Origin of the sequence: Thermanaerothrix daxensis, assembly GCF_001306145.1 — a bacterium.
GTDB lineage: Bacteria > Chloroflexota > Anaerolineae > Anaerolineales > Anaerolineaceae > Thermanaerothrix > Thermanaerothrix daxensis.
Genome location: NZ_LGKO01000004.1, coordinates 34,566 through 49,157, shown reverse-complemented (window position 1 = coordinate 49,157; position 14,592 = coordinate 34,566). Strand labels below are relative to the sequence as shown.

Annotated in this window: 13 protein-coding genes; 12 read left to right on the top strand and 1 reads right to left on the bottom strand. The window is 50.3% G+C overall.

From position 1 onward, the window contains the following. The first annotated feature begins 113 nt into the window (after positions 1 to 113). The 10 genes from SE15_RS07355 to SE15_RS07310 all read left to right on the top strand — a co-directional run bounded on the left by SE15_RS07355 (position 114) and on the right by SE15_RS07310 (position 12,122). Positions 114 to 3,602, top strand: a complete 3,489-nt coding sequence (locus tag SE15_RS07355; protein ID WP_054521481.1) for an AAA family ATPase — start codon at positions 114 to 116, stop codon at positions 3,600 to 3,602. A gap of 90 nt (positions 3,603 to 3,692) precedes the next feature. Then, positions 3,693 to 3,914, top strand: coding sequence for a hypothetical protein (locus SE15_RS07350; protein ID WP_054521480.1), 222 nt, complete (start codon positions 3,693 to 3,695; stop codon positions 3,912 to 3,914). A 26-nt stretch (positions 3,915 to 3,940) separates the two neighbouring features. After that, positions 3,941 to 4,261, top strand: coding sequence for a putative quinol monooxygenase (locus tag SE15_RS07345; RefSeq protein WP_152965573.1), 321 nt, complete (start codon positions 3,941 to 3,943; stop codon positions 4,259 to 4,261). A 114-nt stretch (positions 4,262 to 4,375) separates the two neighbouring features. Continuing rightward, positions 4,376 to 4,807, top strand: a complete 432-nt coding sequence (locus SE15_RS07340; RefSeq protein WP_054521478.1) for an SRPBCC family protein — start codon at positions 4,376 to 4,378, stop codon at positions 4,805 to 4,807. A gap of 727 nt (positions 4,808 to 5,534) precedes the next feature. Beyond that, a complete protein-coding gene (locus tag SE15_RS07335; RefSeq protein WP_054521477.1) occupies positions 5,535 to 6,404 on the top strand; it encodes a MurR/RpiR family transcriptional regulator in 870 nt (289 codons plus the stop codon). Positions 6,405 to 6,432: 28 nt separating this feature from the next. Next, complete coding sequence (locus SE15_RS07330; protein ID WP_054521476.1) at positions 6,433 to 8,145, top strand: ABC transporter ATP-binding protein; 1,713 nt, start codon at positions 6,433 to 6,435, stop codon at positions 8,143 to 8,145. A gap of 7 nt (positions 8,146 to 8,152) precedes the next feature. Further along, a complete protein-coding gene (locus SE15_RS07325) occupies positions 8,153 to 8,935 on the top strand; it encodes an energy-coupling factor transporter transmembrane component T family protein (RefSeq protein WP_054521475.1) in 783 nt (260 codons plus the stop codon). 25 nt (positions 8,936 to 8,960) lie between these two features. Further along, entirely contained in the window at positions 8,961 to 9,752 is a 792-nt protein-coding gene (locus SE15_RS07320; protein ID WP_054521474.1) for an S-methyl-5'-thioinosine phosphorylase, read from the top strand. A gap of 126 nt (positions 9,753 to 9,878) precedes the next feature. Next, positions 9,879 to 10,712, top strand: a complete 834-nt coding sequence (locus tag SE15_RS07315; RefSeq protein WP_054521473.1) for a QueT transporter family protein — start codon at positions 9,879 to 9,881, stop codon at positions 10,710 to 10,712. A gap of 69 nt (positions 10,713 to 10,781) precedes the next feature. After that, complete coding sequence (locus tag SE15_RS07310) at positions 10,782 to 12,122, top strand: amidohydrolase family protein (protein ID WP_152965571.1); 1,341 nt, start codon at positions 10,782 to 10,784, stop codon at positions 12,120 to 12,122. Between the two features lie 29 nt (positions 12,123 to 12,151). Here SE15_RS07310 and SE15_RS07305 read toward each other — a convergent pair whose 3' ends face one another. Beyond that, positions 12,152 to 12,673, bottom strand: a complete 522-nt coding sequence (locus SE15_RS07305; protein ID WP_054521471.1) for a cupin domain-containing protein — start codon at positions 12,671 to 12,673, stop codon at positions 12,152 to 12,154. Positions 12,674 to 12,708: 35 nt separating this feature from the next. On the opposite strand from SE15_RS07305, the gene SE15_RS07300 reads away from it, so the two are divergent. Further along, complete coding sequence (locus SE15_RS07300; protein ID WP_054521470.1) at positions 12,709 to 13,488, top strand: SDR family NAD(P)-dependent oxidoreductase; 780 nt, start codon at positions 12,709 to 12,711, stop codon at positions 13,486 to 13,488. Positions 13,489 to 13,502: 14 nt separating this feature from the next. Next, complete coding sequence (locus tag SE15_RS07295; RefSeq protein WP_054521469.1) at positions 13,503 to 14,573, top strand: s-methyl-5-thioribose-1-phosphate isomerase; 1,071 nt, start codon at positions 13,503 to 13,505, stop codon at positions 14,571 to 14,573. Positions 14,574 to 14,592: the final 19 nt, after the last annotated feature.

The window sequence follows — 14,592 nt, the reverse complement described above, 5'->3', positions numbered from 1 at the left end:
ATCAAAGAGAGTGGTAAAAGGCTGGGATATCTGCCCTGGATAATATAAATTTGGCCTATTTACATTGGGTGCTAATAAAGTGTAAAATGTAATTGTAGTGAAAGGAACGCCGCATGCAGGCGGAGAGTGTTACGCGCCCCGATTTGGTCATTTACCTTTTGGGGCGGCCGGAAATTTATCAGGGCAATCAACTATTACCCCCTCTCGCGACGCAAAAGACCCTATCGCTGCTGGCTTACCTGATCCTTCATCGTGATCGCTCTTATCTGCGGGATGATCTTGCTACACTCTTTTGGGGTGATCGCGATGATCTCCACGCACGTCATTCCTTGACCACTGCGTTGTGGCGGATTCGCAGGTCGCTTGGTAAAGAGTATCTTATTACTGATTCAACCGCCGTACGATTTGATCCAAACAGTTCATTCTGGCTGGATGTAACCGAGTTTGAGAATCGGGTGAAGGGGAATCCATGCGAGCCAGAGGATCTGGCTATTGCGGTTAAGTTGTACCGGGGTGACCTGCTTGAGGGATTTTATGACGACTGGTGCATTGAAGAGCGTTATTACCTGGAAGCTCTGTATTTAGACGCGCTAAAGCGCCTGGTGGATTGGCATGAAGTACATGGGAATGTTAGGGAAGTATTGATTTACGCACAAAAATACCTCATGCATGATCCACTGATGCAAGACATGCACCTTGCAACGATACGTTCTCTCGTTGCATTGGGCGATCTGGCTGGGGCGCGGCGTCAATGGCGGCTCTGCTGTGAAATATCGCAACAAGAGTTCCATGCTCCCCCCTCATCTGAAATACTTGAGCAAGTAGAAAGCCTGCTCGGTGCACATTTCACTGTTCCAATAGCCCTTGAGCCTATTTCGTTGAAGGCACCGCCACCTTGGGACATTTTTAAGCAGCCACCTTTCATAGGGCGCGGGCGCGAGATGAATGCGCTTCGGGCGTGTTGGGAGCAAGCAACTCAAGGGCAGGGCCATGTGGTTTTCATCAGCGGTGAAGCCGGGGTTGGGAAAACGCGCCTGACAGAAGAATTCGCAGCCACGGTACGTTGGCATGATGGAATGGTTGTGCAGGGACGATGCTTCGAGTCAGAGCAACTCTTACCGCACCAATTGCTAACGGAAATCTTGCGTAACCTGATTCATCAGGGGGAGGAGATATGGCTGGATCTACCAGCCTGGGCAAGGAATGAATTAGCGCGTCTTGTACCCGAGATATCCTCCACGCGGTCTGTTCCCTTAACCGGTTCTTTGCTACCGGATCAGCAAGCCATTTTATTCCATGCGATTGCGACGCTTATCCGTCATTTTGCATCTCGTGCTCCCTTGTTGGTGTTACTGGAAGATTTACACTGGGCAACTGATACGACCCTGGCCGCAATTCATTATTTAGTGCGGCAGACATTTGACGTGCGTGTACTCTATCTTGCCACATTTCGTCCAGAGAACGTCATTCCCTCTCGTACATTTGCCGAAGTGACAGCTCAATTGGCACGCGATGGTCTGGCAAAGCACCTTGTGCTGGAAAGGCTTCCGTTGGAGGCAGTCGCAGAACTGGTTAGGCGCACTACTAAAGGCGAATATGTCGATCGCTTGTACGAGCACACTCAGGGTAATGCATTTTTCACGGTTGAGACATTGCGTGCTCTTGCAGCAATCCCTTTGCCAGAAGGCTCTCTGCCTATACCCAATACTGTACGTGATCTCATTCAATCGCGGCTGGACCAGTTAACTCCATCAGCCCGGGAGTGGATTACTTATGCGGCGGTTGCAGGTCGCGCTTTTGATCTCGATCTTATATGTCAAGCCAGTAGGATGGATGAAGAAACCGCACTGGAAGCGATAGATGAATTACTGCGTCAGGGATTTCTGTGCGAGGGAAGCGGAGCTACCAGCCATGACTATGAGTTTGTACACCACCTGGTGCATGAGGCAATTTACATGGGCCTTCACCATCGAAGACGTCAGCGGCTGCACCGTTTGATTGCTGAAGCCCTGGAGGGTTTATATGGGGACCGCTCCTTAGTATCCAGTGCTTTGGCGCACCACTTTGATGCCAGTGGTGAATTAGATAAAGCGTTGCATTACCATGGCTTGGCGGCACAAAGGACTACCTCGGTGTTTGCCTGGCAGGAGGCGGAGGAGCACCTGGGGCAAATGTTGGGGTTGTTAGAGCAACTGGATCCCGAGTGCACTCAACCGGAAAATTTGCATCGCCGTGGCCAGATTTTGATCAGCCGAGCCGAATTACGCTCTCTCCAGGCACGCCTGACGGAACGTGATGCCGATCTAGAGGCACTGGGCAAACTAGCCCAGAGCAGTAGTGATGCATACCTTCGCCTACAATTTAAAGTCCAGCATGCCCGTTATCTAAACTTGGATGCGCAGTATGAGCGGGCTATTGAAGTAGCGGAGGAAGGATTGATTTTAGCCGACTGCCTCCCGGATAGGTCGGCTTATTGTTACCTATTGACCCAGATTGGCTTTGCTTATTACTTCTTGGGAAAGCCAAAATTGGCTCTGAAGGCCCTTGATTCTGCTCTGAGGATGATTCCGGGGATGGATGATGAGACGCGTCGGCATATCATTCACATTCTGGGTTACGTGCATTTCCATCTGGGAAATTACGCCTGTGCGCTTGCTTATCAGCAACAATCTTATGCTGCCCATCAAGCGATTGGTGATTACAATGGCATGGTGTGGGCGGGCCTGGATATGGCTGCCACCCTTCAGAAGATGGGGCGATTTGCGGAGGCAGAGCAATATATAACCTATAATCTGGGATTAGCCCAACGCATTGGCGCCCACTCAGCAGAAGGATACGGCTTGATACAATCTGGTTCCTGGGAGCTCTGCCGGGGCAACTATGTGGTGGCAGAGGAAACCTTTCATCAGGCGATGACCATTCAAAAAGGGCTTCGCACGGAACACTTGCTGGTGGCCGCTGAAGTTGGCATCGGTTTTGCGTTGCACCATCTGGGCGATTCGGTTGAAGCGCAGTGTTGGTTGGAAAAGGCTATTGAACGAGCGCGTCCGATCCAGCACCGTCGGAGAATAGTGGAAGCGCTCATTGGGCTGGGGTTGGTGGCGTGTAGCACTCACCAATATCATACGGCCCAAAGATTCTTAACGGAGGCGGTAGCCCTAGCACGTGAAAGCGAGTGCCGGGGCAATCTGGCAGTCGGGTTGGCAGCGCTGGCTCGTGCTGAACGTAATCTGGGAAACCTATCGTTAGCCCTGGTAGACGCTTTAGAGGCAATAGAAATTTCTAACAACATTGCTGTACCGACCTACCTAATGTGGGGTGAATTGGAGAGAGGGTTGGTTCGGTTAGCGCAAGGCGATCTTGAAACAGCCTTGGCACATACTCAGCGTGCTATAGATCTTATGCCCCAGAGCGATGAGGCTTGGATTGGTACTGAACAGGTCTATCGTGCTCACTCCTATGTCCTTCGAGCGCTTTGTCGTATTGAAGCGGCAGATAAAGTGAACAGGCTGTCTGATGGCATCATTGAAGCCAAGGCTGCGCGTATCCCCGACCTGCGCCGGCGGCAGCATTACCTTGAATTCGCGAGGCATGATCTATGATTTGAAGAATGCGGACGATTTGAGGTTTTTTGACACCCTTTTGATAGACTGCTCTTTGAAAGAGCAGTCTTTATTTTCTCTGGAGATCATATGCCTCGCCATACGCAACAGTCGCAACACACCTTTGTGATCCGTTTTTGGTGGGAAAGGGGGTGGGGAGATACGGGCCGAGAAATGGGTTGGCGCGGGCGCATTGAGCATGTGCAAAGCGGTGAGGGGATGACATTTCAGGAGGTGCATCAACTGCTTGTCTTTATCGAGGGTTTTCTCGCTCCTCTATCCTCGTTGACAAAGGATCAGGGAAGCGGATGAGTGGAATCTGAACAGAAAGGAGGTGAATGACAATGGTGCTTTTTGTAGTCAAGTGGGATATCCACCCGGATAAGACTGATGCCTACTTGCAGTGGCTCAATAGCTCGATCCCCCGAACTCTGGCAATCCCAGGGGTCATTGAGTTTCGAGCGTTTCGAGGTGCCTTCGGTGCCCCCCAGATTGTAGCAACCTACGAGTTTCCCGATATGGCGGCCTGGGCAACGTGGTATATGAATGAAGATGCGCAAAAAGTATGGTCTGAACTGCATACGCTTGCCCTTAATGTGACTGCAGAGCTTTGGTATCCATCGCCAGTGGCGCCTGCGCCCATCCGGCCCAGTGGATAGTCCTCGGTTTCAAACGGCAGACAGGGAAGCCTGATGGGTTCCCCGGGTTTGCCTGTCTGCTGTAAACAGGTTTAAAGAAGTCAACCATTCAGGAGATAATAAGGAGCAAGAGCCATGACCAAGATTGAAAACTCTATCATGATCCATGCACCTGTGGAAAAGGTGTTCGATTTTATGTCTAAGCCCGAAAACCTGCCTGGTATCTGGCCCAGTCTGCAGGAGGTAAGAAACGTTCGGCCCCTACCCAACGGTGGATATTCCTATGACTGGACGTACAAGATGGCTGGTATCCGTTTCGACGGCAGGGCAGAGTGGATTGAGTTCATTAAGAATGAGCGCATCGTGGATAAGAACGAAAGCAGCATCCCAAGCACCTTCATCTGGATCTTTCAGGAAAAGGAGGGTGTTACCCAAGTCACCCTTAAGGTTGATTACACCATTCCCGGCTCGGTTACTAGCAAATTGGCTGAGCCGATTATCCATAAGATGAATGAACATGAAGCCATAACCGTACTGGCTAACTTAAAAGCCTGTATGGAAGGATAAAAAGCGATACCGCCGACAGGTAAGGAGGTACCTGTCGGCGGATTTCTTATGGTGATGAGGTTAATTTACGTTCCAAAAAGCCAAAGCATGCTTTTGGATTACAGGTGCCCTGTCGCTGATTTCCACGTTATCATGCGGTGGCTCGTAAATTAGGTGGAATCCAGGCTGGGAGGGTCTGGCCGTTCTGCACGGGGGCATCTAATCAAGTTGTCACCACTCCATGGTACCATCGAAGGTTGTCTCATAGGTGCATTCCGCGCTTATTGTGTTATTAGCGCAAACTGGGAAGTGTCTGGCATCAGAGGCTTTTCTGCCCTTGTGGGGGTGGGTATACAGTGAGGGGCCCCGTAATGAGCATAACCTGCATCTTTTCATAATAATTCATAATAATCCCTTGCAATTTCTATTTCGACCATCGTTACCTGGGGAATCATAATGAGGTAAATTCGAGCCCATTATTTAGGGAGGATTGACGATAACAAAAATCAGGAAAGTGACTTAACCTCTTATCCTATGGAAATGACGAGATTTTTCAATGCGCAGGATATTGACTACCTTTGTGAAATTTGCTAGAATGTAGTAGCATTTCATCATAAGTGCCAAAATATAAAAATTAACTTCAGGGGGAGGGAAGAAAACTTACTGGTAGAAGAATCTCAATGCCGTGTATTTACATATTTACAATTGAATTATTCTGCCCAAATAAGCAATTTTTTAATTCACATCAATGACAGACGAGAGTACCTTCACCCACAGCGCCCTCTCCCATATTCGTGGCTTCTATCCCTCGCTTTCCCCCTCTGAGCGGAAGGTTGCTGACTTCATCCTGGTCAACTATCAGAAGGTGATGCAGATGACTCTGGCCGAACTGGCCGCTCACAGTGGCGTCAGCGATGCTACCGTTGTACGCTTTTGCCGTGCCCTCGGTTTTCAGAGCTATCTCGAACTCAAAATCGCCTTAATGCGCTCTCTTCTTGATTCTCCCGATCTAATTTTTGATCACATTCAAAAAGATGATCCTCCCTTGACGGTAATGCGCAAGGTTTTCCTAGGTAGTATCCAGGCAATGCAGGATACCCTCGATCTTTTGACCGAAGATTCCCTTGAGCGTGCTGTGACTTTACTCCGGAATGCCCGCTCAATCTTAATCGTTGGGGTTGGCACGTCCGGTCCCATGGCTCATGAGTTACACAACCGACTTAGCCGACTTAACCTGAACTGCAAGGTTGAGACCGATTCTTACCTTCAACTCATGCAAGCCGCCCTTTTGGACGAAAATGATGTGCTGGTTGTCATATCTCAAACTGGTGCTTCTCAACCCCCCATCAATACTTCAAAGGAAGCACGGCGTCATGGTTGCAAGATTATCGCTATTACCGGAAATCCATCCTCAGAACTCAGCAAACTGGCTGATGTTGTCCTGCTTAGCGTTTCTCACGAATCGCGTCCTGAAACCCTGGCCTCGCGGGTTGCCCAACACGCCCTGATCCAGGGTTTATATGTTCTGACAGCCATGCGCATGTCGCAGATTGCTAACCAAAACGAATACCTGATTTGGGACGCAATTATGCGTGCCTCTAACCCGCAAGAAGAGTGACTAAGACGCAAATTTTGAAACAAGAAGGATGGCTATGGAACAACCCATTATTTCCATAAAAGGCCTAACCTACCGCTATCGCGGGCAAAAGCGTAATGCCATTGAACATGTCTCGCTCGACGTAATGCCAGGTGAGTTCGTGGCCATTATGGGTGCAAGCGAGGCGGGCAAGAGCACCCTGGCTGCCTGCATTAATGGCCTGGTTCCGCACTTTTTCCGCGGTAAGTTCTCTGGTGAAGTCCGAGTATGCGGCAAGGATACTCGGACTTCGCGCGTTGCGGAAATGGCTGAAGTTGCTGGTATGGTGTTTCAGGATTTTGAGGCCCAATTATTTTCTACCAACGTAGAATTAGAGGTGGCCTTTGGCCTGGAGAATTTCAACGTACCCCGGGATGAGATTGCCCGGCGCGTAGACGAGGCCCTTCGCTTTGTGGGCTTAGAAAACCTGAAACGACGTTCCCCGGCTACGCTTTCGGGTGGTCAGAAGCAGAAATTAGCCATTGCTTCTGTTCTCGCAATGTATCCGAAAGTATTGGTCATGGACGAGCCAACTACGGATCTCGACCCCATTAGTAAAGCGGGGGTATTTGAAATTGCCAATCATCTTCGCCAACGCGATGATCTGACGCTACTAGTCGTCGAACATGAAACGGAGGAAGTCTTAGAGGCACAAAAAATCTTGCTTCTTGATGAAGGCAAGCCGATTCGTTACGCACCTGCCCATGAAGTCCTTCGTGACGTGGACCTGCTTGAGCAACACGGTGTTATGCCTCTGGGGGTAACTAAATATTTCCATCGGATGGGAGGCAACTCAGATACTCCCCTAACGATTAACGACGGAATTCAACGGTTTAGAGAAGAGCAATGGCAACTTTCTGATAGCGTCTACCAATCTTTACAGCAACAGGACCGGACGCGTGAACTGCGCTACGGTGCTCCTCTAATTCGATGCGAAAACCTGCAATTTGCATATCCCAACGGCACACAGGCCTTGAAAGGCATTGATCTTGAGATCCGGCGCGGCGAAATGGTCGCCATTGTGGGGCAGAATGGTAGTGGTAAAACCACCCTGGTTAAGCATTTTAACGGATTACTCATGCCCACGGGTGGACAGATCTGGGTAGACGGACGCACCACCCGCGAACAAGGGGTTTTTGAACTCGGACATAAAGTGGGGTATGTGTTTCAAAACCCTGACCACCAAATCTTCTCTAACACCGTTTACGATGAGGTGGCTTTCACGCTGCGCTTGCGCAAGGTGGATGAAAAAACCATCCGGCAGGCTGTCACGGAAGCATTGGAGGCCGTAGGTCTGGCGGGCTATGAAAACGCTGATCCTTTTAGTCTTACCAAGAGCGGTCGCCAGCGAGTTGCGGTGGCTTCAGTCCTGGCCGCCAAGCCCGAGATCCTGATTCTGGATGAGCCCACAACGGGATTGGACTACAACGAGCAACGCAGTATGATGAATTTGGTACGTCGCCTAAATGAAAACGGCAGTACGATCATTTTCGTGACCCATCACATGTGGGTAGTAGCCGAATATGCCCACCGGGTCTATGTCATGAAAGATGGACAGATTTACTTGCAGGGAACTGCACGTGAAGTGTTCTCCCATGACCAGGAACTGGTGGACGCTTATCTCCGCCCCCCCATGCACGTTACATTCGCCAATCGGTTAGGAAAAACTCTCTTAACCGTTGACGAATTGATTGCCTGCACCGAAACAACTTCGCGGGAGTAAATTTGCCATGGACTCCGAGATTTACCTTGATCGCGATACTTTCTTTCATCGGCTGGATCCCCGCACCAAGATCATCATTCTTCTCGTCACTTTCGTCATTGTGCTCTACTATCAAAACCCACTATGGATCTTGCCCATTTCGGCTCTGGTTGTGGTACAGGGAATTCTAGCCGACTCGCTCATCAACTTACGCCGGATTCGCTATATCATGCTGGTACTGGCTGTCTCCGGTCTCATCATATGGAATTTATTTGCTGGGGGTCAGACCAGACTTTTCTGGATCTTTACCGTCGAGTCACTGGCATACAGTCTGGGGCGTGTTCTGATCATGCTCACTTTGATCACCGCCGGTATGATTTTTATGAGCACGACTCGCAATGAGGAATTTGTAATTGGCATGATCCGCCTCGGGTTACCCTACCGGGTGGGATTTGCCATCTCAACCGCCTTGCGTTTGGTGCCCACAATTGTAGGTAGCGTGTTTATCATTGCTCAAGCTCAGCGTAGCCGTGGTCTAGATCTGGATAGCGGGAATCTCTTGGAGCGCATAAGAAAATACCTCCCCTTGCTGGTTCCCGTATTTGTTTCGACCATTCGCAATACCAATATCTTTGGAATGGCGCTGGAAGCCAAAGGGTTTGGAGCCCGCGAACAGCGTACTTTTTACCTGGATATCAAAATGCAGCGTGCGGATTACTGGATGTTGGGGTTAATGTTAGTGATGTTTGTCATCACCACTTATCTGAAGATCCGGGGCTTTGGCGATATTCCTGGATTAATTCGTTTCTAAAATTTATTTCGGAGACGAGGATAAAATGCGCGCGGCCATTATTGGAGGAACAGGCTTTGACACGTTGGAGGGGATCCATCTTCGTCCAGAGAAGGTTCATACCCCTTATGGCGATGTTTTGTTGTTCCAAGGCGAGGAGGAGTGGGAAGACTTTTTCTTTCTTCCACGTCATGGAACAACCCACAGCATCCCTCCTCACCGGATTAACTACCGTGCAAACATCAAGGCGCTTCACCAACTGGGTGTGACCCATGTGCTAGCCACGCTTGCAGTGGGTTCTATTTCTGCTCATCTTCCCCCCGGGAGTTTAGTGGTAGTTGACCAATTCCTTGACTTTACCCAGAATCGGGAAAGCACCTTTTTCAACGGCGGCAAAGAGGGTTTTGCTCACACGTTGATGTCATATCCTTATTGCTCAGCATTGCGGCAACGATTAGTTGAAATTGGGGCTGCTATGGGATTGAAAATTTCGCCCAGGGGCACTTATGTGTGCACGAACGGGCCACGCCTGGAAACGGCTGCCGAGATCCGTATGTTTTCAATCTTAGGCGGTGATGTGGTCGGGATGACCGGTGTCCCCGAAGCTCCCCTGGCGCGTGAGCTGGGCCTTCATTATGCGGCTCTGGCTTATTCCATTAACTGGGCAGCCGGTATTGAATCTGGCAAGGAAATTACATTTCTGGAAGAAGGTGTGGCAACTCTGAAAAAAAGCATCTTAACATTGTTCTTGCAAACCCTGAAAAGTTCGGGGTTATCTTCATGTGATTGTGAATCTGCACGATTAACGTTTCATCCCCCTGAGGAAGAACGCGCCTGAGCGCTCTTCAACCCCAGCTCAGAAAGGAGGATTGGCTATCGAGAGAACAGGTTTTTCGATCTGTAAGTTTGCCCACCTTTTGTCTCCCTAAATCTCCATCTATGTTCATTTGCCAGGAGGCCCAAAATGAGAGAAGTTTTTTCCATGTGGAAGAACACGCGTATGATTATTTTGACCGCGCTCTCTGCTGCAATCTATGCTGCCGTGCTCATTCCCTTTAAGGGCGGAATTCCGATCATTCCGGGTATTACGGAGGTCCGTCCTGCTAATGTGTTCCCCGTGATCTTTGGTTTGATGTTCGGTCCGGCGGGGGCATGGGGTTCTGCCATCGGTAATACAATTGGAGATATCTTCGGAGGCACCCTGGGCTGGGGAAGCATTTTTGGTTTCTTTGGTAACTTTTTCCTCGGCTTCTTGCCATATAAAATGTGGGGTGCCCTTGGTTTGATACCGGCTAACGATGTTTCTCAAACCATCAATTCCTGGCGCAAGCTTCTAGCCTATATCATCATTGTGATCACCTCAGCCGCAGCCTGCGCTATCATCATTGCCTGGTACCTGGACTTGGCCGGCTTGATTCCCTTTGCCTTCCTCTCCGTCGTCATTACCCTCAATAATGCCATTGCAGAATTGGTTCTCGGCCCGCCTTTGCTCCTCCTTCTGTATCCCCGGGTTAAACAATGGGGGTTGATCTGGACCGACATTATGAGCAAGGAAGATGTTTCGCCTGGTTTTGCCCGCCAGCTGGGCGCCATTCTTGCCATTGTTGGTTCTCTTGGGGGCCTGATTGTGGGGGTTGGCATCTCCACTGGACTCTATGGCCAAGCGCTCTTCCAATTTGGTTCTGGCGAAAAAGGTCAGGTAGGGGTGTGGTTGGGTGTTCTGCCCTTCCTCATCCTGATCATTGTTGGCAGTCTGATGATGTCGGGCCGTGAACAGTTCGTTGAAGAAGCCGAATAAGAGACCTTCTTTTTGGAGCAGGGAGTGGTTTTCCACTCCCTGCTCTTATTGGAAGCAAACGAGGTGTTCATGGATTCAAATCAGCCTTACGACATTTTGATCAAAGCGGCTACCATTCTCACCATGGATGCATCAAACAGAATCATCCCTTCCGGTGCTGTGGGGATAAGGGACGGTATTATTGTAGATCTGGGACCTGTAGAAAGGTTTGCCCAAAGTCAGGCCAGGGTGACTATTGACGGAAGCCATCAGGTGCTTATGCCAGGGTTGGTAAACGCTCATACCCACGCGGCCATGACCCTTTTCCGTGGTTTTGCCGATGATATTCCCCTGGAACCCTGGCTCACCAGGATTTGGCCACTGGAGATGCGCTTTGCCACGGCCGAAAATGTCCATAAAGCCAGTACGCTTGCGTTTGTTGAGATGATTCGCGGGGGAATCACCACTGCTGCTGATATGTACTGGCAAGCTGAGGCCACCACGCAAGCCGCATTGATCACTGGCTTGCGTCTGGTGAATGGCATTGGTCTAATTGACACCGTAGGCAATGAAGGTTCTCGGGATAAAGAAGAGCCTGTACGCAGATTCATCGAGACTTACAGGAATCACTCACGAATCCATCCTTGCGTTCAGGTGCATTCCACCTATACCGTTTCCCAGGAGTCACTTCAAATTGCACATCGCTTAGCGCTGGAATACCACTTGCCGTTGATCACCCATGCCAGTGAGACACGCACCGAAGTACAAAATTTGATTCATCGCACTGGCATGACTCCAATTGGCTACCTGGAGTCCTTGGGAATGCTCCATCACGGGACAGTGCTGGTCCACTGCGTCCATTTGCAAGATGATGAAATCGAACGGCTTGCTCAACAGGAAGTGGCTGTTATTCATTGTCCTGAATCCAATCTCAAGTTAGGATCTGGCATCGCTCCAATCCCTGCTTTGTTGAAAAAGGGCGTTACCCTCGGCTTGGGCACCGATGGGGCTGCCTCGAATAACGACCTGGATCTATGGGGAGAAATGCGCACCGCAGCACTGATCCATAAGGGGGCTTCCGAAGACCCCACGGTTGTGACCGCTATGGAAGTCCTGTATATGGCCACCCTCGGCGGGGCTAAGGCTTTAGGACTAGACAACCTGATTGGTAGTTTGGAGATTGGAAAACGAGCCGATCTCATTACTGTTAGCCTTGAGGGCGCGCACTTAATACCACAGTATGATGTGATCTCACATCTTGCTTATGCAGCCAAAAGCAGTGATGTGCGGAACGTGATCATTGACGGCAATCTTGTCCTCCATGAGGGTTCCTTGCTGACAGCAGATGAGGAACGCATCAAGGAAGAGATTAAGTCACTGGCAATGGACGTCGCCAGTTTCTACCCCGATTACAACCCCCGCTTAATATGAAACCATCCCTGAATGTTCAAACCCTCTGCCTAACGGGTCAATTGCGCAATCCTTTCCGCTTCGTTGGGATACTGCGCAATGAGGTGGTCGCGCTTTCCCTCTTCATAATCTTCCGGCGTGAATCCTGGCGCCATTGTTGTCCCCAGCAGGGCATATTCGCCTCCCGGCAGCAAGCGCGAACCCTGCCATACCCCTCGCGGTACTACCCACTGGACAAATTGGCCTGCCAATATATCTTGTCCCAGAACGACTCTTTGACTCAAACCATCCGGGTAAAGCAGCAGCAGCTCAACCGGATCTCCCAAATAAAAATGGTAGATCTCATCCGTGGGCAAACGGTGAAGGGCGGAAAACGAATCGGACTCGGAGGTCAGAAGGTAATAAATGGCGGTTCCAAAGGGTTTGGAAACTCCTCTATAACGTCCAGGAATACACTCAGGTGGAAGCACCTCATTGCTGATATAGGTTTGTACAAACAACCCACCCTCAGCCGGTAAGGGCTTTAAGTTCAGGAGACGAATGATTTCATTAACCGAAGGTCGTGAAGGCATTTTACATTCCTTTCCCTGGTCTTAAGAGGTTGCCTATGTCCAATGTTCCTTCCTGGTTGGATATGCACGGAAAAGTGGTTGTCATCACGGGAGCCAGCGGGTGGTTAGGCCAGGCAATCGTTAGACGCTTTGCGTCAGCGGGTGCTGCGATTGCCCTTCACTATTTTACCCATTCGGAGGCCGCTCAGAGGCTTCAAGACGAAATTCGACACTCAGGGGGAAAGGCCATTTGTGTTCAGGCCAACCTGAGCGAAGAGGAAGGGGTTGAGGCATTGCTCCGGGCTACATTAGATGCCTATGCCCGGGTGGATGTATGGATTAATAACGCCGGTACTTATCCGGTTTCTCCCCTCCTGGACCTATCTGTAGGCGAATGGCAGGAAGTGATAGATGTCAACCTGCAGGCTGTTTTCATCAGCACCCAGAAGGTGGCGCGTCAAATGATTGCCCAGGGAGAGGGTGGGGTTATTCTCAACATTGCTTCCATTGAGGGGTTGTCTCCGGCTATGGGGCATAGTCACTATAGTTCTGCCAAGGCCGCTGTGATAATGTTGACGCGAGCCGCGGCTTATGAGCTAGGTCCTTATGGAATACGTGTGAATGCAGTGTCGCCAGGCTTGATTGCCCGACCAGGGATTGAAGATGCCTGGCCTCAGGGGGTCCGGTCATGGCTTGAAACGGCCCCTTTACGACGAATGGGTCAACCGGAGGAAATTGCCGAGGCCTGCTTCTTCCTGGCTTCACCCGCAGCAGCCTGGATAACGGGCACCAACCTGATCATTGATGGTGGTGCATCCTGTCGTCCGATTTTTTGAGCATGGAGGTAGTGATGAGAATTGAAGATGTACTGGATGAACGAGCAGATAAGGGGCTTCCCTTTTTACTACAATATGAAAACGTAGCCAAGTATGAAGATGGCGTGATTTATGTTTTGGATCGGCGGGTGTATCCACGTCGAGTGGAGTTTGTGCGCTGCGAAAATTATCACCAGGCGGCTCAGGCAATTCGGGATATGGTCACTCAAAGTGGTGGTCCTCGCCTGGTTGCTTCCTTGGGGATGGTAAGTGCTGCGCGTGAAGCCCGCGGTAAACCCATGGATGAGGCGATTGCTATCCTTAAACAGGCTGCCTATGAACTGTCGCATGCCCGTCCGACGACTTCGCAGGATCTGGCCCGACAGATTGAACATCTTCGTCAATTGGCCGAAGACGCCTTAAAACAAGGGCAAGACCCTGAAGAGATCACGCTGATTCACACCTATCGTATTTTGAATGAGCGTTATCGCAATGCGCGCAAGATTGCTTCTTATGCAGTTGATCTTCTGCCTAATCGTGTGACAATCCTAACCCAGTGTTTTGCCGAAACCCTGATCGGATTTACGCTTTTAGTGGCTCGTGAGCGTGGAAAAGAGGTTGCCCTCATTTGTCCGGAAACGCGCCCTTACCTTCAAGGGGCCCGTCTGACTGCCTCGGTGGCAAGGGGATTGGATATTCCGGTGACGGTGATCACAGATAACATGCCTGCGTACATACTTTCTCGCAAGATGGCTCAGGTCTTTATCTCGGCTGCGGATGTCATTACCCTCGACGGCCATGTTGTCAACAAGGTGGGTACCTTCCAGATTGCTCTTGCTGCTCATTATCATGGAGTTCCCTATTATGTACTTGGTAACCCATCGCGCAGTCATGCCCGAATTACCTCGGTTGAAATTGAGGAGCGCGATCCACAGGAAGTCCTGCATGCTATGGGAGTCCCCACAACCATGGAAGGTGTTCAGGGTTATTACCCCGCCTTTGATGTCACACCACCCCATTTAGTTGGGGCTGTGGTAACCTCAAAAGGTGTGTTTTCGCCTTACGATCTTGCGCGCAGTTTTTCTGCCGAGAGCCCTCTAGACTAGCCAAAAGACAAATCCACGG